At 48.3% G+C, this 22,765-nt stretch carries 19 protein-coding genes; 15 read left to right on the top strand and 4 right to left on the bottom strand.

Features of this window, described 5'->3' with window-relative positions:
• Positions 1-192 precede the first annotated feature (192 nt).
• The 4 genes from AC4BAN_RS06520 (at position 193) to AC4BAN_RS06505 (ending at position 3,240) form a co-directional block, all read left to right on the top strand.
• Positions 193-1,731 (top strand): hypothetical protein, encoded by a 1,539-nt coding sequence (locus AC4BAN_RS06520; protein WP_490563578.1) that lies wholly within the window; start codon positions 193-195, stop codon positions 1,729-1,731.
• A gap of 145 nt (positions 1,732-1,876) precedes the next feature.
• Positions 1,877-2,266, top strand: coding sequence for a diacylglycerol kinase family protein (locus AC4BAN_RS06515; protein WP_490563577.1), 390 nt, complete (start codon positions 1,877-1,879; stop codon positions 2,264-2,266).
• A 99-nt stretch (positions 2,267-2,365) separates the two neighbouring features.
• Positions 2,366-2,758: a DUF6970 domain-containing protein gene (locus tag AC4BAN_RS06510; protein ID WP_490563576.1), complete on the top strand. Its 393-nt coding sequence runs from the start codon at positions 2,366-2,368 to the stop codon at positions 2,756-2,758.
• Positions 2,759-2,763: 5 nt separating this feature from the next.
• Positions 2,764-3,240 (top strand): DinB family protein, encoded by a 477-nt coding sequence (locus AC4BAN_RS06505; RefSeq protein ID WP_490563575.1) that lies wholly within the window; start codon positions 2,764-2,766, stop codon positions 3,238-3,240.
• Between the two features lie 154 nt (positions 3,241-3,394).
• Here AC4BAN_RS06505 and AC4BAN_RS06500 read toward each other — a convergent pair whose 3' ends face one another.
• Positions 3,395-4,183 (bottom strand): DUF4382 domain-containing protein, encoded by a 789-nt coding sequence (locus AC4BAN_RS06500; protein WP_490563574.1) that lies wholly within the window; start codon positions 4,181-4,183, stop codon positions 3,395-3,397.
• Between the two features lie 262 nt (positions 4,184-4,445).
• On the bottom strand, positions 4,446-7,469 hold the full coding sequence (locus tag AC4BAN_RS06495; RefSeq protein ID WP_490563573.1) for an AsmA family protein: 3,024 nt from the start codon (positions 7,467-7,469) through the stop codon (positions 4,446-4,448).
• A 128-nt stretch (positions 7,470-7,597) separates the two neighbouring features.
• Between AC4BAN_RS06495 and AC4BAN_RS06490 the strand changes: the two genes are divergently transcribed.
• Together AC4BAN_RS06490 and gldJ are read left to right on the top strand one after the other, a co-directional pair.
• Complete coding sequence (locus tag AC4BAN_RS06490) at positions 7,598-8,629, top strand: PorP/SprF family type IX secretion system membrane protein (protein WP_490563572.1); 1,032 nt, start codon at positions 7,598-7,600, stop codon at positions 8,627-8,629.
• A 64-nt stretch (positions 8,630-8,693) separates the two neighbouring features.
• The gene (gldJ, locus tag AC4BAN_RS06485; RefSeq protein WP_490563571.1) at positions 8,694-9,923 is read left to right on the top strand and encodes a gliding motility lipoprotein GldJ; all 1,230 of its coding nucleotides are present in this window, start codon (positions 8,694-8,696) and stop codon (positions 9,921-9,923) included.
• 96 nt (positions 9,924-10,019) lie between these two features.
• Here gldJ and AC4BAN_RS06480 read toward each other — a convergent pair whose 3' ends face one another.
• Positions 10,020-11,183, bottom strand: coding sequence for a hypothetical protein (locus tag AC4BAN_RS06480; RefSeq protein ID WP_490563570.1), 1,164 nt, complete (start codon positions 11,181-11,183; stop codon positions 10,020-10,022).
• A 92-nt stretch (positions 11,184-11,275) separates the two neighbouring features.
• Complete coding sequence (locus AC4BAN_RS06475) at positions 11,276-11,962, bottom strand: ComF family protein (protein ID WP_490563569.1); 687 nt, start codon at positions 11,960-11,962, stop codon at positions 11,276-11,278.
• A gap of 95 nt (positions 11,963-12,057) precedes the next feature.
• Between AC4BAN_RS06475 and AC4BAN_RS06470 the strand changes: the two genes are divergently transcribed.
• From AC4BAN_RS06470 to AC4BAN_RS06430, 9 genes are all read left to right on the top strand, one after another.
• Positions 12,058-12,411 (top strand): carboxymuconolactone decarboxylase family protein, encoded by a 354-nt coding sequence (locus AC4BAN_RS06470; RefSeq protein ID WP_490563568.1) that lies wholly within the window; start codon positions 12,058-12,060, stop codon positions 12,409-12,411.
• Between the two features lie 78 nt (positions 12,412-12,489).
• Positions 12,490-12,846 (top strand): hypothetical protein, encoded by a 357-nt coding sequence (locus AC4BAN_RS06465; protein WP_490563567.1) that lies wholly within the window; start codon positions 12,490-12,492, stop codon positions 12,844-12,846.
• Positions 12,847-13,014: 168 nt separating this feature from the next.
• Entirely contained in the window at positions 13,015-13,776 is a 762-nt protein-coding gene (locus AC4BAN_RS06460) for an exodeoxyribonuclease III (protein WP_490563566.1), read from the top strand.
• 153 nt (positions 13,777-13,929) lie between these two features.
• Positions 13,930-17,241: a DUF4175 family protein gene (locus AC4BAN_RS06455; protein ID WP_490563565.1), complete on the top strand. Its 3,312-nt coding sequence runs from the start codon at positions 13,930-13,932 to the stop codon at positions 17,239-17,241.
• A gap of 30 nt (positions 17,242-17,271) precedes the next feature.
• Positions 17,272-17,697, top strand: coding sequence for an ATP-binding protein (locus tag AC4BAN_RS06450; RefSeq protein ID WP_490563564.1), 426 nt, complete (start codon positions 17,272-17,274; stop codon positions 17,695-17,697).
• On the top strand, positions 17,681-18,109 hold the full coding sequence (gene ybeY, locus AC4BAN_RS06445; protein WP_490563563.1) for an rRNA maturation RNase YbeY: 429 nt from the start codon (positions 17,681-17,683) through the stop codon (positions 18,107-18,109). Before AC4BAN_RS06450 ends, ybeY begins: the two co-directional genes overlap by 17 nt.
• Positions 18,110-18,175: 66 nt before the next feature.
• The gene (gene mnmG / locus AC4BAN_RS06440) at positions 18,176-20,038 is read left to right on the top strand and encodes a tRNA uridine-5-carboxymethylaminomethyl(34) synthesis enzyme MnmG (RefSeq protein ID WP_490563562.1); all 1,863 of its coding nucleotides are present in this window, start codon (positions 18,176-18,178) and stop codon (positions 20,036-20,038) included.
• Complete coding sequence (locus AC4BAN_RS06435; RefSeq protein WP_490563561.1) at positions 20,039-20,926, top strand: class I SAM-dependent methyltransferase; 888 nt, start codon at positions 20,039-20,041, stop codon at positions 20,924-20,926.
• A gap of 71 nt (positions 20,927-20,997) precedes the next feature.
• Entirely contained in the window at positions 20,998-22,608 is a 1,611-nt protein-coding gene (locus tag AC4BAN_RS06430) for an Ig-like domain-containing domain (RefSeq protein ID WP_490563560.1), read from the top strand.
• Positions 22,609-22,765: the final 157 nt, after the last annotated feature.

The raw sequence follows: 22,765 nt of genomic DNA, 5'->3' as shown, positions 1-22,765 counted from the left end.
TAATTTATATAAAAGTAAGTTAGCAGCAGAACAGGGCCAAGCCATCTTTACACTTTACAGGACTTTTAAAAATAAGTTATAGCTACTATAATTTACTGATTTACAATAGTATATAATTTTTATATCAGACTTTATGAAATTTTAGTTACCTTGAAACAGGCAATAAAATACTGATAATAAGTCGGTTTAGGCATGGACGATCTGAAAATTACCCTGGATACCCTCTCAGAGGAGGATAAGCGCGAACTGGCCATGTTTATCAAGCGGCAGAAAAAGAAGCAGCAGCGCAAGGACCTGGAGCTTTTTCAGATATTACAACAGCCACAGAGTTTCACACCGGAGCAGATAGTGTGTCGCCTATACCCCGAGGCGCCCAACCCGGTGGCTTACTACGCCCTGCGCAAGCGCCTGGCACGGCACCTGACCGATTTTATATTGCTCAAGCGCACCAAACAAGACGTTACTGCCGCCTCCTCTATCATGGGCCTGCTCTCGCTGGCCAGCTATCTTTTCGATGCGCGGGTAGACCGCCTGGCCTGGTCGCACTTGCGCAAGGCCGAGAAACTGGCACAGGCCAACGAACAGTATGACCTGCTCAACGCCGTGTATAACCTGCAGATCGAAAAGGCGGACAACGAGTTTGCGGACCCGCTGGAGCGCATCATCGGCAAGCGAAACGAGAATAAGAAGATAGCCGACGAAGACGAGCGCGCCAACATTGCCAGCAGCATTATAAACCAACGCCTGCATGCCGTGCGCCAGCAAGGCAGCGACCTGCACTTCGATAAGATCATGGAGGAAGTGCTCCGCGCCTACAACCTGCTGGAGGCCGTAAGCAAACGTCCTTCGCTGCTATACAAACTCATGTCCATTACCCGCAGTGCCATACTTGCCCGTAAGGATTTCCTCTCTTTTGAGCCCTACATCATTGGGCAGTACCAGGAGGCGGAGCAGCGCTTTGGCTTTAAGAAAGCGCACCAGTATTATAAACTTAGCCTGCTGTACATGATTGCGCACGTGCTTTACCGCAATAAGAAATTCGGGCAGTCGCTGCATTACCTGGGGCTTTTGGAAGAGGGTATGCGTAAGGAAGGGAAAAGCCATTATGCCCTTTTTTATCCGCGCTATATTTTCCTGATGGTGGCCAACCTGGTGTTTCAGCGCCGCAACGACGAAGCAATTGACCTGATGGAGCACCTGCTCTGTAAAAGCAAGCTGACGCTGGGTACCAAAGACATGCTTACGGCACAGTTAGGCCTAAGCTTTAACTACTTTGCCCAGGGAGCCTATGCCAAAGCAAACCGGGTGCTCATGAGCATAAAGCGTTCAGATAAATGGTGCGAAGGCAAAATGGGGCGGGAATGGGTACTGAAGAAAAACCTGGGGGAATTGATCCTGCAGTATGAATTGGGCAACGAGGACCTGGTGCTGAACAAAGTGCGGGCTATAGAGCGCACCTTCGGGAAACTTCTGCACGGGCAGGTTTATAAAAACGTAAAGCATTACCTGCAGCTGATCAAATACATGCTCGACCAGCCGGAAGCGATAGAAAGGCCTGAATTCGTACAGCACGTAGAGGCTACACTGGAGTTTACCACTTTCGAGAGCACCGATATCCAGGCCATGAGTTTCTATGCCTGGCTTAAAGCAAAAATGCTTCGCCAGCCCTACTATACGGTACTGCTGGAACTGGCAAACAGCGCCTGGGAGAACAACGCTGAAAACCAGTAATTTTTCAGCAAATTGCGGCCAGGGCTCCTGCGTAGCCTGCCATCTTGTAAAACGCGCCGGTAGGTGGTCTTCCTGCTTGTTTAACCTGGATTAACGCAGGGCTTAAAGCGCCATAAAACCTTTTCAATATTAAACGAACAAAACCTTGAGCACATACTTTAAGAAGCGATACAATAGCTTTCGGTTTGCCTTTAACGGCATAAACGCTGCCCTGCGGTCTGAGCCGCACATGCGTATCCATATTTTGTCGGCGGTGGCAGTGGTTATAGCCGGATTTGCCTTGCACGTTAGCCGTACAGAGTGGGGCCTGCTGGCAGGGAGCATTGGCCTGGTGCTAACGGCTGAAATCTTTAACACAGCTATTGAAACCCTCACCAACCTGGTTTCTCCGGAAAATAACCCCCTGGCAGGCAAAGCGAAAGATCTGGCCGCAGGCGCTGTGCTGACAGCTGCGCTAACGGCTGCGGTAATTGGTGCCATAGTGTTTGTGCCTTACCTGCTTGCTTTCACCGGTTTATGGCCACACGGTACTTAAAATGAAAGGATAAACGCAGTGTTTAGCAACTTCGCGCCAACCGCCCTGTAATTAAAAGGAAAATATTTACCTTTGCGCCCTCCTTCTAGGTAAATGAATATGGTAAAGGCGAAAATAGATGTGTGGGCCATGGCATTGCTACTGCTATGCTTTACCACGGCTTGCCAGCCCGGCAGGTCAACCCAGCGTACTGCGGATACTTCTGTAAACAATCAGGCCCATCCGTGGTTGAACAGTTTAATAAAACAGTTACAACAGGAAGAGCCTGCGAATCCACCCGCCAGCATATACCGTTACACCTACCATGGGCAGGAAACCTATTACCTGACCGGCCGCTGCTGCGATATGCCGAGCAAGTTGTTTGACGCGAAGGGCAATATCATTTGTGAGCCCGACGGTGGCATAACAGGAAGAGGGGATGGCCGCTGCCCTGATTTTTTTAACCAGCGGGAAAATGAAACTTTAATTTGGGAAGATAAACGAGAACGCTAAGTAAAATGACCGGAAACGACGTATTAAAGAATCTATCAGAATATAATATCTGGGCAAACCAGACCATGCTGGATGTATTCAGCGCTCTACCCGAAGTGCCTGCCCAGGCCTCACGCCTACAGAGCCATGCCCTGAACGCACAGGCTATCTGGATTGCCCGTATCACAGGCACAGAGAGCCCGGTAAAAGTATGGCAGGAGCACACGCTCGACGAGCTAAAGGAGCTGCACCGGTATGCCTCCTATAAGATAGCGGAGTTGGTAGCCAATGCGGATGAAACAGAGTTTAACCGCCTCATCAGCTATACCAACAGCCAGGGCCACCAATACAGCACGCGCGTGCTGGATATACTCACGCATGCTTTTAACCATGCTACATACCACCGCGCGCAAGTGGCCACCGACCTCCGCAAGAGCGGGCATACGCCACCCAACACAGATTACGTTACCTATGTGCGTGAACTGATGGGGCAGGTGTTCTAATTGTAAGTAATTGCCTGCCAGTCAAGCTTTCTAGCAAAGTAGAAAAACACGCTGGCATACTTTGTTATTCCTGAGACTTGATTAAATAAAAGAGGAACCCTCCGATGAGAAGGGCTCCTCTTTTATTTTAACTGCGCTTAAAAACCCTGGCAGGCTATTCGGGCAGGGCTACGGTGCCCAGGTCTTTGATCTGGTTCTGCGACACACTTACGTTTTCAACCGTTTTGTTGTGCGCGTCACCTTCCGTGTAAAATTTAACGGTATAGGTACCGGCGGGTACGCCTTTAATCAGGAAGTCGCCGTTTTCGTTGGCAAAGCCTCCAATGGTGTCGTTCGCAGCGGATATTACAAAGATGCCCGGCTCATAAGCTGCCGGCGTTACTTTTCCCCTGATGCCTCCGGCTACTGCCTGCGTAAGCGTGCGGATCACAGGTTTCAGGTTATACAAGCCGTTGCCTCGCGGCACTACCGATTTAGCTGCATCAAAGTCCAGCAACAGCACATAGGTAACATCGCTTTCCAGGTCGGCATTGATCTGCAGTTTTACGCCTGACTGCTGTCCGCTGGGTGTTTTAAGGGGCTTAACGGTGCCATCCTTCAGCTTTAGAGAATTGTTATCGCCCAGTATGAGCCTGATCTGTGAGATCTTTCCGGCTGGTAAGGTTGAGCTGGCCAACAGGGTATCGTTGCCATTCGCAAAATCGAGCAGGTTGTAAATGCCGGGATTGATCTCATCCAGCGTGATCCAGCCTTTCTCGTCCCCGTCGGCATCTTTGTGCACCTGCACCGAGCGTACATCTATGTTTACCTCTTGGTAGTCGCCGGGTGCATCCGTCATGCGAACTTGCATTTTAGCAGTACCTGTGGTATCGTTATCACTGTCGCATGCGCTGAACCATACCAGGCAGCCAAGCATAAATGGAATAAGGTTTTTTCTTTTCATAATCATTGTACATTAAAGTTATCTGCCAAATATCAGGCAGGAACATGAAGACAACATGAAGGATTAAAAATAACGTTTATTTATTTTTAGGGATACATTCAGTAATTTTCCCGCTACCTGTTGCCTTCTTTTGCAAAGGGAAATAATTGCACGAAATTACGTTCACCCTCCAAAGAAAGATGCCCGGAGCATCTACTCCGGGCATCTTTCTTTAAAAAGAACAAGTCAAAACCTAATTCCTTTCATAAAACCGCTAATTGCATTAATCTGTTCCCGTTTTAGTGGTATCCTGTTTTACTGGCTCTTGCTTGGGGGTCGGCTTGGGTTTAGGCTTCAGGAAATCGCTGATCTTATCTGCTGCCTGCTTCTTAATCTGCTGTTCGGCTTCGCTGCGTTTCTTCTGCAGCTCCTGCAAAGCCTTTTGCTCAGCTTCCATTTTCTTACGGTCCACTTCGGCCTGTATGCTGTCCTGCAGCTGTTGCTTACGCAGATCTACCTGTTTCTTAGCCAAATCCAGTTTATTTTCAACGGCCTCCTTCACAAACTCAGTTGCCTTCTCTTTTACAGACCCGCCGGTCAGGGCCACTTTCGGATCGGAATAGGTGCCGCCGATATTCAGCTTCAGCGTTACCCGCTCTGATTCCTGCATGTTCTCTTTGCCCAATATGTTGGCTAGTTTTGAGTTAACCTCCCGGCCCACTTTGCCGGCGGGCACGTTAAGTGCCGTGATATAATCCAGGCCGCCATCTACGCTGGTGCTACCCCCCACCGACATGCCAATGTTGCCAACGTTTATGTCGAAAGGCTTTACCACAAACTTCCCATCCACAATCTGAGCATCGATATACCTGTTCTCGATCACAAAGTTTTTCAGATCCTGGAAGTTGGTAAGCGAGCTGATTTTGTTCAGGATCGGCACGTCTTTCACCGCTGCCTTCAGCACATTAATCACTCCCTCGCCGTCTAAGGTCTGAAACACAGGAATCATATCCTGCCCCAACTCACCGGCAAAGGCGAACTTCGTGGAGAATTTTCCCTCCAGCACTTTGGCGATCGGAGCAAACACCTTTACGGTGTTAAAAGCATCAAAGGCCTCCTTAAAGCCCAGGTTCTGAATGTCGAGTTTCATATCGAAGAGCGGGTGCAACAGGTCTTTGGTATTGTAACTTCCGCTGGTCGCAAAGGTGGCTCCAAGTGTGTTAAAGGTTACTTTATCTAACCTGGCTGTCATGTCTTTCACTTGCACCTGCCCGTTCATGTTGTTTAGCTTCAGGTTCGAGTACAGCACTTGCTTGGCATCGATGTTAAGCGTCACATCCAAGTTTGCCGGCACTTCCACCACCCCTTCCGTAGAGGCGTCAGCCGGGGCGCCCTCATCGTCCACCATCCACTCGTTCACATCAAACCGGTTAGAGCTGATGTTAAAGTTACCGCGCAGCGACTGGTTATCAGCCAGGGCGTAACCCAGGTAGTTCGAGAGGGAGCCTGTGGCCCGAATATCGCTTTTGCCGAGGTAACCGCTCAAGCTTTGTATCTGAATGCGATCGTTGTTGAAGGTGCCCGTCGCCTTATCAATGCGCAGTCCGTTTGGCAGATCGGTGCTTACATACTTCAGGTCGTTTACGGCCACCGTGCCGTTTGCCTGCACATTGGCATACTTTTCAGCTTCAATATCAGACATTTTGCCCTTTGCCGCCACATTTGCCCTAATCACCCCGGCCAGCGTGGTATTCTCGATCGGGAAGATCTTGGTCAGTTTGGTGAGGTCGAGCACCCCATCCACTTTAAAATCGAAGGCGGGTTTGTCAATGCCCACTATCAGGGCACGGCCCTCCAGGGGTTCGCCGGCCAGGGCCATTTTAAAGTGCTGTATGTTGATGCGGGTATCGTCGGTGTTGCCGGTCTTGTTCAGAATGTTGCCCGCCAGGTTCAGACGCTCTATCGGCTCCGGAAAATCCTTCGACTTCACGTAGCCGTTGGTCAGCACCATGTCCGCATCGATCACCGGCATTTTGGTGTCGCTGTAGGTTCCTTTGGCATCGGCATCCACTTTTAGCAAGCCCCGCAGCGTCATGCCTTCTATCGGGAACACTCTGGTCAGCTCCTGCAGGTTTACGTTCGCTTTCACGTTTCCATCCACGTACATGGGCTCCAGCCCACGCACCAGCACACGGCCGTCAATGGGGTTATTTCCAAACTCCATGTGCAGCTGCTTTACATCTATTACTGTTTTAGCTACGTCGCCATCCGGGTTGTCTACCAGCATGTGCACATTGATATTGGTGGCCGCCTGCGGCATGTCAGGGTACTTAAACATGGCATCTACTACTTTTAACTCTGTTCCAAAGCCCGGCAACAGGGTATCGTTCAGGCGCCCATTTATGTAACCGTCAAAACTGAGCTTGCCTTTTGTCTGGATATCTTCAAACTTATCAGAGTACATGCCCGGCACCACCGAGAGCACGCTCTTAAAGTCGGCATCGGTTGCTGTAAAAGTCAGGTCCATGGCGATGGTCTCCTCGGGCATCAGGATAGAGCCGTCGAACTTAAAGGGCAGCGAGTTCAGCCGGATGCTGTTATCCTTAAAAGTATAAAGCGACTGCTCCAGGTCCATGCTCATGGTAACATCCGCAGCCAGTGTCGCGTCCTGGATATACTTTACCCCATCGTACACCATGCTAAACTTCTCGGCCGTGGTCTCAGAGACCATGTCAAACACGTCCTGCTCAAAATCTCCGCTGCCGCTGTGGTTCACATGAAACCCTGCCAGGCTGAGTGGTATGCTGCGGTCATCGTAGTACAGGGTACCGTTTTCTACCTGCCATTTTTTAATGGCCATTTTAAAGTCTGAAGCCGTAGTATCGGATACGTTGGTCGTGGTGTCCTCTATAAGGATGTCCCAGTTGGCTTTGCCGCTTTTCAGGACAATAAGCTTCACTACAGGCTGGTTTAAGGTAATAGAGTTTACTTTTAACTCGTCCCCGCTGATCACGCTCATCAGGTCAAGCCCCATAAAGAAGGAGGGAATGTAGGCCAGCGTGTCCGTTTGGAAAGAGTCTTTGCCGACGATGGAAAGGTTATCTACGTTCAGGGATAGGTTAGGGAAACTCCTGAAAAGGGACACACTTACATCATCGGTCTCGTAGATGACCTGTGCGTTTATATTTTTAGCGATCTCTTTGTCGAGGGTTTGCTTAATTTTATCTTTGAACAGAACAGGCACCAATGCTGCGGCAACAAACAACAACGCCAGAAAGATAAAAAAACCTAATGCTACTTTTTTCATTCGTTTAAATAATTGGTAGTAAAAATTATAACAGCTTATAGTAGCTAAACTATATATTTTATAGCTAAAACCGTGCAGAATATTCTTAGCCTCTCATCAGATATACAGTTACACCCTGTTAAATGGTTTTGAGAAAGCTTTTTTATAAGGGATTAAAGAGCGTGTATGGCAGCCTGCTGTTATGCCTGTGCTGTGTTTCGGCCTGGGCCCAGGAGGCCCATTTTACGCAGCTTTATGCGAACAGGCTTTACCTGAACCCCGCTTTTGCAGGCATGGACCACAGCTGGAGCGTTTCGCTGACACACCGCAACCAATGGCCCGCCCTGAACGGCTCTTTTATAACGAACCAACTGGCCGCCGATTACAGCCTCGAAAATACTAAAAGTGCAATTAGCCTGCTCGTGCAGCAGGACGGGGCCGGCATCGGGGGCCTTCAGAAATTACAAGCCACGGTTGGTTACGCCTACCAAACCAGGGTAACCGACAAATGGAGCATGGCAGCAGGCCTGGAGGCCACCTTTGGGCGGCTGCAGGTGAACTATGGAAACCTGGTGTTTGGCGATCAACTTTCTGACAACGGGCTAGTGGCGCTCACATCGGCGGAGGCTAATAATTTTGAGCCCAGCAGTTATGTGAGTTTTGCCGTGGGCGGCCTTGTTTACACCGATCAGCTTTGGGTAGGTTTAAAAGTAAGTAACCTAAATAAACCAAAATTCGGATTTGCAAATGAAACAAAACTACCCCAAAGTTACGTTGCTAATGCTGGTTACAAGTTCTATGCAAAATCATATCAGGAGCGAGGCCAGCTGTTTGAGCTAAGTTTTACACCTTCAGCAACTTACATTCATCAATTAAATTTTAACCGGTTCGACCTTGGCTTACACACTATATACACACCTCTTACGTTAGGTATAATATATAAAGGAATTCCTGTAGTTTCTGAAGCTAACCAGGAGCAGGCGCTGGCCGTAATAGCTGGATTACGCCTTGAGAACCTTAAAATTGGCTTTAGCCATGATATTGGCCTTAGCGAATTTAGCAGTCAGGCGGGTGGGGCCAATGAAGTTACCGTTGTTTTTGAACAACTAGCGTTAAATAAAATCTTTCAGAGCAGATCAGGGCGGAAAATTAACAAATTCATTCCTTGTCCGGCATTCTGATTTTATTTATAATTGCATATTAAATTACGATACAAGAATCTAATCTAAACTGGGTACTATTTTTATGAAGTTTGCAAAGTATCTAACAGTTGTCGCTTTGGGAGGTCTTCTCCTGACATCCTGTTCCAAAGGAAAGCAGCCAACAAGCAGAGACCCTGGTAATTACAGCTCCGCCACTGGTATAGAGTATGGCGAAGACGAAAAATCTTTTGCCGTTAATGACTACGCTGACATACAGGGAGGCCCGGGCCTTATCTTTATCGAAGGCGGCCGTACTGTGTTGGGATCGATGGAAGAGGATGTGGCCATGACGCGCGACAACGTGGAGCGCACAGTTACGGTAGCCTCTTTTTACATGGATGAAACAGAAGTAGCCAATATTCACTGGCTGGAATACCTGCATTACCTGAAGCAGGATTCCCTTCCGGAGGTATACACGGCCGCTTTACCGGATACAACCGTGTGGTCAAATCAGTTATCCTTTAACGACCCATACGTAACGTATTACCTGCGTTATCCTGGTTTTCGCTTTTTCCCGGTGGTTGGTGTAAGCTGGCTGCAGGCAAACGATTACTGCGTGTGGCGTACTGCTAAAGTAAACGAAAACCTGGCCGGACAGGCAAAAGGAGGAGGCAAAAGAGGCTTGTTTGGGCGCAAACGCGGTGACCAGGCAGCAGAGTCCACTAAACCGGCTATTGAGTCAGGCTACGTATTGCCTAATTACCGCCTGCCGACGGAGGCAGAGTGGGAGTATGCTGCCCAGGCTATGATCGGCACACAATATTCTGAAGACGAGAACCAGAACAACCGCCGCCTTTACCCTTGGGACGGACATCAGGTGCGTAACCCTTACGGCCGTAAGGAAATGGGCAAGTTCCTGGCTAACTTTAAGCGTGGGCGTGGTGACTATGCTGGTATTGCAGGTGCCTTAAACGATGGTGCCATGATCACGGACTATATCTACAGCTACCCGCCAAACGATTTCGGTTTATACAACATGGCAGGAAACGTGAACGAGTGGGTACAGGATGTTTACCGTCCGCTTTCTTTTGAGGATGTGGAAGACCTTAACCCTTTTAGAAGAGACGGTTACCTGGATGAGTCTGAGAACTATGACTCCAGCGAAGGATTCCACTCCCTGATCAACGATGAGGTTCGTGTTTACAAAGGGGGCTCCTGGAAGGACGTTGCTTACTGGTTATCTCCTGGCACACGTCGCTTCATGGCGCAGGACTCCTCTACAGCAACCATTGGCTTCCGTTGCGCCATGATCAACGCCGGCTCGAACAGATAGAAAGTATAAGCACTACGTAAAAAACCCCCTGGAAGCTCTCCAGGGGGTTTTTTACGTTACGGCTTTAAAACTATCTTTTCATCTTAGTATCTTCTCCTATTTCTTGCCAGCCAAAACCCGCAGTTCCTCATCAATGCGCTGGTTCCAGCGCTGCTGTGCCGCCTGGTCTATGCCATGTCGGGTTTCGGTATCGTACTGGTCCTGCAAGCGGTTCATCTCCCTGAACGATTCGATGTACTGAAACTGCAGGATGCTGTTGTAGTCTGTTAAAGTAAGGTTTTCGGGCTGCACCTTTTGCTTGAAGCGCTCTGACACCAATTTGGCGATATCGAAATGGCGCTGCTCATGGTTCAGGCTATAGGCATCGCGAGCAGCAGTTTTAACCCAGGATGAGCTCTTCACCACAAACACTTTCATGATCAGTTTCAGATCGATCACCCCGTTCGCTACCTGCGTCTGCCCTTCGTAGGAAAAGCCCGGGAAAACGGCCGCCGCATACTTACTGGATGCTTTGGGCAAACCGGTAAAGTCTGCCCAGTCCAGTAAGCGATGGGTGCCATAGAAAACCGTATCATTGGCCAAAGGAACCGCATAGTCCTGAAAACTGACCTGAATGGCCTTTGCAAATAGTTCATTGCTGTCTGCTTCCCGCTCTATCCAGGTGTTGAAGTAGCGCAGGCCCTCAACAAGCGTCTGGCGCAGCACAGGTTCTACCACATCCTGCTTGCTGGCCAGCCTGATGTACCGGGCTCCCCCTTTAAACTCCAATAAAGGAACATTGCCGCCTTCGCCCTGCAGATCAAAGGCCAGGTGCACCGCAACCGTACCGTTCACCCGCCCTTTTTCCCCGGCTGTCTCGGTTACCTGCACTTGCTTTAACCTGGCCACTATGGGCCGCAACGAGGGGTCCTGCTTCAGGCTTTTAGCCATAAACTGCCGGATAGCAACCAAACCTCCTCCCACAAGATCTACGGGAACCGCAGCGGTAGACAGACTGCCGTTCGCCGACACCGGCAGGAGGTAGGCAACCGCTCTTTTATCCTGCCGCTCGTCCAGAATCTCGGACACAAAGAACTCCTTCGGCGTAAAGGGCATTGGCTCAGCGCGTAGTACCAGCACCGCCGGATTGCCTTTCGGCTGCCCGGCAGCCCATAAACTGGCTAACAACAAAGCAAAAATGGCCCAGAAAGCTACCTTATAACTTAGGCGCAACCCGCCGGACCTGCTTCTATCGTGGTTAAGATGTCTGCTCCTCTTCATTCAAATGCGCTGCTAAAATTTCCCTCTCTTTAACACAGACCCAAACAGCTTCGGTTCTGAAGGGTATTATTCTTAACGCTATTACCCGTACTTTATGCGGCTGCAATGGCAACCACGCTCACCTCCAGGGCGCCTGCCCCCAGCAACGCGACAGCGCAGGCTTCCAGAGTCGCCCCTGTTGTCATCACATCATCTACCAACAAAATGCGCTTGCCCGCTAGCACCGATGCTTCCTTCACCAAAAACACTTGTTCCACGTTCTGCCACCGGTCCAGTCTGTTTTTGCGGGTTTGCGTGCCGGTGTCAATGGTCCGCACTAAGCCATGGGCCTCGTAAGGCAAGGCCATACTTTCCGCCAGGCCACGGGCAAAGCACTCTGACTGGTTAAAGCCCCTGCGACGCAGCTTGTGCTTATGCAAAGGCACCGGCACAATCAAGTCGAACTGTTCGGTGTATTGGTGCTCCGCCAGAACAGTGCCATAGCGGTGCCCCAGGTGCTCGCCCAGATCCTGGGCTCCTTTATACTTTAGTTTGTGTAACAGCCGCTGTACCCGCCCCTTGGAGGTAAAATGGAGATACGAGAAGGCAAATCGCACCGGTACTTTACCCCAGAAACGGCGCTGAAACGGGTTGAGCTCAGTGGCGCCATGCACATGGCAGTCTGTGTACGGCAACTTTATGCTGCATCCTGTGCAAATATATTTCTCCCCACGCGCCATTGCCCCGTCGCAGGCATAGCAACTTTCAGGAAACAGCAGCGAAAGCAAATCGTCGAACATTGGCCGGATGCGTTGGTTTAAGGTATTGTAGTTATTTTCGCGTAACTTTATACATATACTTTTAACAGCTATATAAGCAATCAGAGCATAGAACAATGAGTTTAGTAGAAGAATTCAATGATTATCGCGAGCGCATGAACGAGCGCATCATGTCGTATGACAACAAAGTGATTAAGCGTTTTTTTAACCTCGATACCAACACCTACATGGAGGGTGCCCTGGATGTGAAAACGAAAGAAATGCTGGGTTTGGTTGCCTCTATGGTGCTGCGCTGCGACGACTGCATTAAGTACCACGTGGGCAAGTGTTACGAAGAGGGGTTAACGGATGCTCAGATTATGGAGGTGTTTTCCATTGCCAACCTGGTGGGAGGCTCCATTGTAATTCCGCATTTCCGCCGTGCCGTGGAGTACTGGGAAGAGCTAAAGGAGCGGGGAAGCGCCGAATAAAGTTATTTTAAACCGGTTAAGCCATTCCTTTTTCTTTCAGGCATTATAGGAAACGGCGCTTAACTTTTACCTGGAAGCATGAAATTAGATCTTGAATCCGATAATTTAGAGCATAACTGGACGCAGCTGCGGGCTGCGCTCATGAAGCAGTTCGGCAAAAAGCCAGACATGAACGCCATCCTGTTTCTGATCGGTATACAGGAACTTGGCAGGGGAATCAGGGAGTTTACAAAGGAAGAGAAGCAGGATCTGATGCACATTGCCACATGCAAGGTGTTCAGCCTGTCTGGTTATTACGAGCTTACGGGCACCGACGAGGAGGGATGGCCCCATTATAGAGCCGTAAAGTCTATCCCGTTTGCTAACCTGAGGGAGCAGGAGAATATGCTGAAGTGGCATGTCATCGAGTATTTCAGACATGCCGACGAAGCTTAGGCTGTTCAGAAAACTACACTTACCATCATACTTTCTTTTGCTTGCCTGTATCCCTGGCAAGCAGGAGCAAGGTTACAATGAGGAGGCTGTTCAGAATTTTATACTTCATTATTGGCTAATTGATTGTCGTGACCTCTTATACGTGGAACGCGACTCAAACATACACCCATGAAAATTATCACTTACAATGTGAACGGCATCCGGGCCGCTATTACCAAAGGCTTTGACCAGTGGCTACAGGCGGCCAACCCCGACGTGCTTTGCCTGCAGGAAATCAAAGCAGACGAGACTACGTTTGACAGCGCCTTGTTTGAGGACATGGGGTACCATGTTTACCTTCATCCAGCCATTAAGAAAGGCTACAGTGGGGTGGCTATCCTCTCCAAAGAAAAGCCGAAGCATGTAGCCGTCGGCTGCGGAATAGATTGTTACGATGCGGAAGGCCGCGTTTTACGTGCAGACTATGGCGATGTGTCGGTGATGAGCGTATACATGCCCTCTGGCTCTAGCGGGGAGGAGCGTCAGAGTTTCAAGTTTCAGTGGATGGACGATTTTCATGGCTACATCAATGACCTTAAGCAAACGCTGCCGGGGTTGGTGGTCAGCGGGGATTATAACATCTGCCACCAGCCGATAGATATACACAATCCGAAATCGAACGCGAAAAGCTCTGGCTTTTTGCCTGAAGAGCGGCAGTGGATGGCTACGTTGCTGGAAAGCGGGTTTATAGACTCCTTTAGGCACTTTAATACGGAGCCGCACAACTATACCTGGTGGAGCTACAGGGCAGGGGCACGCAACAAAAACCTGGGTTGGCGTATTGATTATAACATGGCCACCGAAAACCTGCGCAATCGCCTGGTGCGCTCTGCCATCCTGACAGAGGCAAAGCATTCAGACCATTGCCCGGTACTGCTTGAGTTGGCCTAAAAATGCTATACTAAACCCGACTAAAAAGAAGTTATAGTAGAGGTGCCCTTTCGATTCTCTTTTCGTACTATATTACAGTATGTTAAGCTTTTTGGGTTAATCCATCACTCTAGTATATATCCAGTAGGTATCCTTAAACAAAGCGAAAAAAGAATGGACCAAAACGATGCCATGGACCAGTTGCTGCGTCAACTACAGGAGTTCAAGCAGAAATTCTACCTGAACATGTTGCTCAGGGGGAGTATTTTTGCTGTCGGGCTCTTGTTGTCCATTTACATCGTTTACAGCTTACTCGAGTATGTGTTTTACTTCCCGGCCCTGGTGCGGGGGTTCCTGCTTTTCTCCTTTGTTGCCCTGGTTGTCTATGTTTTTGTCCGTTGGATCGCCAGGCCCATCAGCGCCCTTGCCAAACTCAGCAGAGTACTCTCCGATGAACAGGCAGCCCTGCACGTCGGCACCCATTATCCCGAGATCAGGGATAAGCTATTGAATGCCATTCAGTTAAAGAATTTTGACCGAACCAATGCCCTGATAGCCGCCAGTATCGAGCAACGCTCGGGTCAGCTATTGGGCTTTCAGTTTAAAGACGCGGTGACGTACCGCGAAAACAGGCCCTTGTTGAAATACATTGCCCTACCAGCGGTCATCGCTTTGCTTATTGTGTTGGTATACCCCAGCATTTTTGTGCAGGGCACAGAGCGTATCATTAATTATAAAAGACATTACACCCCGTTGGCCCCCTTTAGGTTTGTGGTGAAAAACGACACGCTGCAGACTTACAGGGGAGAGGACTTTAACCTGAAAGTTGACATAACCGGCAAGGCTGTACCGAACGAGGTGTTTATCAATTACAGCGGAAGGCGCCAGAAGCTTGCACCTGGGGCTGATGGCATTTACACCTATACTTTCAAACAGCCGCAAAAGAACGTATCCTTCCAACTGGAGGGGTCGGGGTTTATGTCGGATACCTACCAACTTGAATTGCTCTCACGGCCTAACCTAAAAGATTTTTACCTGGAGGTACAGTATCCGGCTTACCTAAATCGAAAGCCCGACTACATTCAAAATACTGGCAACGCCACCGTGGCGGAGGGCAGCACCATCAAATGGCAGTTTAAAGCAACAGAAACGGACCGCATCCAATTAGCCTTTGAGCAACCAGAGCAAAAGCTGATCGCACAGAAAGACGGGAACAGTTTCAGTGCCCGAAAAGAGTTTACCCAAAGCCAGAACTACAGCATTAAACTTCAGAACGAGCATAGCTCCAACAAAGAACAGATAACTTATCAGATCAACACCATCCCGGACAGGCACCCTCAAATAAGCCTGGAGCAATACCAGGACACCGCACTTTATGCCTACACGGTTTTAGGGGGAGATGTATCGGACGACTATGGCTTGACCCGCCTTTCCCTCTTCTACCGTATCTCACAGAACAATAACCCAAAAGCCGCTTATAAAAGCATCACCCTGCCCCTTGCCGCCCGGCAAACCAGCCAAACCTATTATTACCAGTGGAACACAGCTGCCCTAAACCTACAGCCCGGCGATAAAGTTGAGTATTTTGTGCAAGTCTGGGATAACGATGGCCTGCATGGCCCCAAAAGTGCCCGCTCCCGCAGTTACGAGCTTAAAGTGCCGGACAAGCGCGAACTTCAGAAGGAGCTTGACAGCAACTCGCAGTCTGTGGCCAGCCAGTTGAGCAAAACCCTGGAGAAAGCAACTAAACTTGAAAAAGAGCTTTCGCGGTCAGAAGAGAAAATGAAGACCAAGCGCGACCTGAGCTGGCAGGACAAAAAGCAGCTGGAAGACATGGTAGAGAAAAAGAAGCAGTTGGAGCAGGACATTGCCTCCATGAAGGAGCTATTCGACGAACTCAACAAAAAACAGAATATGCTCGGTGAGCAGCATAAGCAGCTAGCCGAAAAAGCACAGCAACTGCAGAAACTAATGGCCGACCTGCTTGATCCCGAAACCAAAAAACTGTACGAGGAGCTGGATAAATTACTGCAGCAGCAACAGCCAAACGACGAGGAGTTACAGAAGATGCTGAGCAAGCTCAATAATAAGGAACGTAACCTGGAGAAGGAACTAGAGCGTACGCTGGAGCTTTTCAAGCAGTTGCAGTTCGAGCAAAAACTGGATAACCTCACGGATAAACTAAAGGAGATGGCGCAGGAGCAGAAACAGCTCTCGGATAAAACAGACCAGAAGGAGCAGGAAAACGCGCAACTGCAAGAGCAGCAAAAAGAGCTTCAGCAGGACTTTGAGGATGTAAAAGAGCAAATGAAGGAGCTCAAAGAGCTAAACGACAAACTGGAAAGCCCAAATCAACTGGATGAGGAACAGCAGAAGCAGGAACAGCAAAGTATAGAACAGGACATGCAGCAGAGTCAGCAGCAGCTCCAGAAAAACCAGAATAAGAAAGCAAGTGAGTCGCAGCAAAAAGCCGGGCAGAAGATGGAAAAGATGGCGCAGGAAATGGAGCAGATGAACAGCTCCATGAGCATGTCTGGAATGCAACAGAACCTGGACGATCTGCGCGACATACTGGAGAACCTGATCAAGCTTTCTTTTGATCAGGAAGCTCTGATGAAAGATTTCCGTGGGGTAAACCAAAGCGATCCGCGTTTTATCACGCTCTCGCAGCAACAGCTTAACCTCCGCGATAATGCCAAGGTGGTGGAGGATAGCCTTTTTTCATTGGCCAAGAAGGTCTTCCAGATCCAGTCGTTTGTGACCAGGGAAGTAGCCGCCATGAACCAAAGTATGGATAACAGCATGCATGAGCTCAGGGAACGCAACGTGGGCAAGGCCACTGCCCAGCAGCAACTGGCCATGACAAGCATGAACAACCTGGCCCTGATGCTGAACGACGCCCTGAAGCAAATGCAGCAGGCCATGCAGCAAATGCAGGGGAGTATGGCCGGAAAACAGAAGGGGAATAAGCCCAAACCGGGAAACATGGGGGAATTACAGGACCAATTGAATAAAAAAATCGAAGATTTGAAAAAAGGAGGCAAATCAGGTAAGGCACTTTCTGAAGAATTAGCTAAATTGGCTGCCGAGCAGGAAGCGCTCCGGAATGCTTTGAAAGAAATGGAGAAGCAGGGCCAAAAACCAGGCGAAAACGGCAAGAATGGCGAACTGGGAAATATCAGTAAGATGATGGAACAAAGCGAGACTGATCTCGTTAATAAACGTTTGACTGAACAAACCATTATGCGTCAGCGCGAAATACTGACCAGATTGCTACAGGCAGAGAAGTCGATGAAGGAGCGCGAATTGGACAACAAGCGTGAAGCGAAAACTGCTCAGGATATTGCCCGAAGGGTTCCTCCTTCATTTGAAAAGTATTTGAAGTCAAAAGAAAAGCAAACTGAATTACTCAAAACTATACCGCCAGCACTTTCTCCGTATTACAAGCAGAAAGTAAATGAGTATTTTCAGAACATAAGCAAATAACAAGCACCTATTTTACACTTAACGATTAATATGAATCAGGTAAAAATTCAGATTCCTTCGCTAATCGAAAACATCAGAGTAATTGAAAGTTTTATAGATAACTCTAAAGATGAATTCGAGTTTGAAGATGATATCTATGGTAACATTATGGTTGCTGTTACGGAATCTGTGAACAATGCCATCCGTCACGGAAACAAGTTTGATAAGGATAAAAACGTATACCTTACCCTGCAAGTAGAAAACAACCAATTGTATTTTGAGATCGAAGATGAAGGCCCGGGTTTTGATTACGAGAACCTACCGGACCCTACTGCCCCTGAAAACCTGGAGAACCCCGGTGGCCGCGGCATCTTTTTAATGCGGAACCTTTGCGACGAGGTTAATTTCTTGAACGAGGGGAAACGCGTGCAATTAGTATTTAATATCATACCATCCCAGAATGGAGGATCTAATTGAGTTTTTTAGCGAGAATGTTGAGTTTGAGCTAAAAGATCCAGAAAAAGTTTCGGAATGGATTACAACGGTTATTGAGGAGCACAACTTAGAGCTAGTTAACCTCACCTATATTTTCTGCTCCGACGATTACCTACACGAGATCAATGTGGAGTACCTTGATCACGACACCCTCACCGACATCATCACCTTCAATAATGCCGACGAAGAGGGCACTGTTGAAGGTGATGTCTTTATTAGCATAGACCGAATACGGGATAATGCAGCCGATCTCAAGCTCCCTTTTGAGGATGAACTGCACCGGGTTATCATCCATGGCGTCCTTCACCTGATGGGTTACAAAGACAAGTCAGAAGATGAGGCCCGGCTGATGCGCAAACAAGAAGATTCTTCCTTATCTTTGCGGAAATTTTAATTGCAAAAAGGAATTACCATCCCCAAGACGGTGTTTCACGTGAAACATCTCTAAATCCAGAAATACATGTTTCCAGAATACGATATAATAGTAGTTGGCGCCGGACACGCAGGTTGCGAGGCGGCGGCAGCGGCGGCTAAAATGGGCTCGAAGGTGCTTCTGGCTACGATGAACATGAACACCATTGCGCAAATGTCATGCAACCCCGCCATGGGTGGCGTGGCGAAGGGGCAGATCGTGCGAGAGATAGATGCTTTGGGTGGCATGAGCGGCATCATCACAGACCAGACGATGATACAGTTTCGGATGCTGAACAAATCAAAAGGTCCGGCCATGTGGAGCCCACGGGCACAAAGCGACAGAATGCGATTTGCCGAAGCGTGGCGCCTGACCCTGGAGCAAACCGAGAACATAGACTTTTGGCAGGATATGGTTACGGGCATTACCGTAGCAGATGGAAAAGCTACCGGAATACAGACCAGCCTGGGGATAACTATACCCGGAAAGGCTGTTGTATTGACGAACGGCACCTTTTTGAATGGCATTATCCACATCGGAGAGAAACAGCTGGGAGGGGGACGCGCAGCAGAGAAATCAGCGAAGGGCATTACCGAGCAGCTCATTTCCTTGGGCTTTGAAGCTGGCAGAATGAAAACGGGCACACCGCCACGGGTTGATGGCCGTTCGTTGGACTACAGCAAAATGGAAGAGCAATACGGAGACGATAAGCCATCCAAGTTCTCATACACTGATACCGTGCCACTCCAGAAACAACGGAGCTGCTACATCACTTACACCAACGAAGAGGTACATGAAATCCTGAAAACCGGATTCGAGAAATCACCCATGTTCCAGGGACGTATCCAAGGACTAGGGCCCAGGTACTGCCCCTCAATAGAAGATAAAATAAACCGGTTCGCGGACCGAGACAGACACCAGATCTTTGTGGAGCCGGAAGGATGGAGCACGGTGGAAGTATACGTGAACGGTTTCTCCAGTTCGCTTCCTGAGGACGTGCAGTTAAAAGCGCTGCGTAAAATAGCAGGCTTTGAAAATGCCAAGATGTTCCGCCCGGGTTACGCGATTGAGTACGATTTCTTCCCGCCTACGCAGTTAAACCTGACCCTTGAAACCAAACTGGTAAATAACTTATACTTTGCCGGGCAGATAAACGGCACCACAGGATATGAGGAGGCAGCGTGTCAGGGATTAATGGCAGGTATCAACGCACACCTGAAGATCAATGCACAGGCTCCATTTGTACTGAAGCGCTCCGAAGCGTATATCGGCGTACTGATTGATGACCTTGTGAACAAGGGCACAGAGGAACCCTACCGCATGTTTACCTCGCGGGCAGAACACCGCATTCTGTTGCGCCAGGACAATGCCGATATCCGCTTGACCAAAATGGGTTACGCACTCGGATTGGCGGATAAAGACAGACTGGAAAATGTGGAAAAGAAGGTCGTGGAAACAGGTGAAATCATCGCCTACTTAAACAATAAGCCGATTGAGCCAGAGGATATCAACAGCATGCTGGAAAGCTTGGGATCTGCACCAATAACAGAAAAGCAGCGCGCAGGCCAATTAATCAGGCGCCCTAACGTTGAGATAGAAAACATAGCTGCCGCTGTACCGTCCGTAGCAGAATACCTGAGCAAGTTTAAAGCTGACAGTGTGGAGCAGGCCGGAATAGCAGTAAAGTATGAAAGCTATATTGAGAAGGAGTACGCCATGGCTTTAAAAATGAATGAGCTGGAGAACTACCTGATAAAGGATAAAGTAAATTACGGAAATATTCCTGCCTTGTCGGCAGAGGCAAAAGAAAAGCTACTGAAAGTACAGCCTGAAACCATTGGCCAGGCTGCAAGGATAAGCGGCGTAACACCTGCGGATATTTCTGTGCTAATGGTATACCTGGGAAAATAAATGAGCTACGAACGACTGGAACAATGCCCGATCTGCGGGAAGGAAGAGTTTAAAAACTTTTTAGTAGTTACTGATAATTCCATATCTAAAGAGAGTTTCGTGATTGTGGAATGCGAGAACTGTTCGTTAAAATTCACCAATCCCAGGCCCGATGCTGACAGTATAGGAAACTATTACGAGTCAGATGATTATATCTCGCACAGCAACACAAAAAGCGGTATTATCAACAGAGCCTACCACGTGGTGCGCTCCATTACCACAAAGCAGAAAGTAGAGCTTATCAACAAGTATGCCCCGGCGAAGGGCACTGCTTTAGACTATGGATGTGGCACAGGGGTGTTCCTGAAAGCCTGTAAAAAAGACGGCTGGGAAATAAGAGGAGTAGAGCCCAGCGAAAAGGCAAGGGAGATTGCCTCCTCAGAAACTGAAGAGATCATCGCCTCTGATCTAAACGCGCTGGACGGTGAAAAGTATGACATCATCAGCATGTGGCATGTGCTGGAGCATATCCACAGCTTAAACGAAACGATGGCGCAGTTGGTAAACATGCTGCAGCCAGACGGCACGATCATCATAGCAGTGCCGAATGCTGATTCGCATGACGCGGAAGTGTACAAGGAGAACTGGGCTGCCTATGATGTGCCCAGGCACTTGTATCATTTCACGCAACCAACTATGAAACGCCTTCTGAAAAAACACAAACTGGAGCTGGAAGAAGTACTGCCAATGAAATTTGACGCCTATTATGTAAGCATGCTGAGTGAAAAGCATAAGGAAGGCAAAGCGAAAATGATTAGCAGTGTGATGAATGGCTTTAAGTCTAATAGCCACGCAGAAAAGAACGGGAACGATTTCTCGAGTCTCATATTTATAGCAAAGAAGAAGTAAACAAACAGTTCAAGAGAAAGTAAAAGGCAGGCGAAAGTTTGCCTCTTTTGCTTTTATAAAACAGGTAAACCATGAAGCTAGGGCATATTTCATTGCTTTTATCCACAGTCATTGCCATCACATCGTGTGCCAGTGTAAGCGCCCCGGAGGGAGGCCCAAAAGATGAAACCCCGCCAACGCTGGTCAGTAGCAGTCCTTCGGATCAGGCGCTAAACGTAAAATCGAAAACGATAACCTTGACGTTTGACGAGGAAGTGCAGCAAAACAACCTATTGAAAGAATTACTCATCACACCTAATACCCAAAACAAGTATAAAATCAGGACTGACAAGAATGAAATTAGCCTGGAGTTTGAAAAGCCCCTGTTAGAAAACACCACCTACTCTTTTAACTTCAGAGAGGGTATAACAGATATCACAGAAAAGAACAAAGCCCCAAGCATCGTCCTATCGTTCAGCACCGGCGCATTTATTGACTCCAGCAAAGTAACAGGAACAGTGGTAAACCTACGGACACAGAAACCGGAGGCAAAAGCAATTGTGGCGCTTTACCCGACAAATGATACACTAAGTATCCGAAAAAACAGGCCCTATTACCAAACGGAAACTGATGCAGAAGGCAATTTTAAAATAGCGAACGTGCGGCAGGGAGATTATAAAATCTATGCGCTGACTGAAAAGAATAACAATTTCTACTACGATTCGGAAGAGGAGAAAATCGGATATCTAACCAACCCTGTTACCGTTACCCCAACTACGGAGCCAGTGAAATTACAGCTAACCAAATTCGATACGAAAAAGCCTATCTTGTTAAAAAGGGAAACCTTCACGGATCGATTTGTGGCCAATTATAACGAAGGCATAAAGCAATTCACAGCAAAGACACAAGGGCAGCAAAAAGACACACTGTACTATAAAATAGGAGCGGATGGCAGAAGTGTAGAGCTGTTTAAAACCGATAATTACAAAGGTGGAAAAGCCTTGGTAACCGCTGTTGATTCTGCCGGCAATATAGCCTCTGACACACTTGAAATAAAGTTTGAGGGGAAACGAAATACCCGAATAAAGGGGGCAGCTTTGAAAGTTGTTAACACATCGGAGAATGCATACGCCGAAGGAAAACCAGTAAAAATTGAACTGGAAACCCCGGTACGAATAACAGGAAAAGAACCTATCCAAATTTACGCGGACTCGACTTTACTAAAAAAACTAGATTACCCAGGGCTTGTCTCAATAGATCCGACTAAGACGGAGCTTAGTTTTATCATGCCTGTGCTGAATGCAAGGAATAAAGCGTTGACCATAGTGCTGGACAGCACTATGATAAAACCTGGCACAGGAGGACCAATTAAACTTAGCCCAATTCCTATAATAGTAGAGCAATCTACCGGCACCGGAAGTATCTCAGGAAAAGTCCAGACAAAATTCACCTCGTATACAATACAGTTGCTCACGCCCGATTACAAAGTCGTGAAGGAAGCAGGGGAATCAAAAACCTTCCAGTTCAAAAAGCTTAAGCCAGGCAGTTATCTGATACGGGTACTGGTAGATGAAAACAATAACAAGGTATGGGACGCTGGCTCACCAGATTTCGATAAGGCTCCGGAAAAGGTTTATCTGTATGCGAAGCCCATTGACGTAAGGGCAAACTGGGATCTGGAGGATGTCGTGTTAGAATTCTAATAAAAACAACGGATATAAAAAAAGGGAAGGCTTTAGCAGGAGTGGTCGGAAGAAATTCTGACCACTTTTTATGTTTTAAAGAGCTTGTCCAAGTCTCCTTGGCAATGAGCCACCACGATGGCAATAGCCAGGTTTCTGATTTCCATAGCGAACCTGC

Source organism: Pontibacter sp. GD13, from assembly GCF_058216355.1.
The sequence above is the reverse complement of the archived record's forward strand: the minus strand, read 5'-3'. Positions and strand labels throughout refer to the sequence as shown.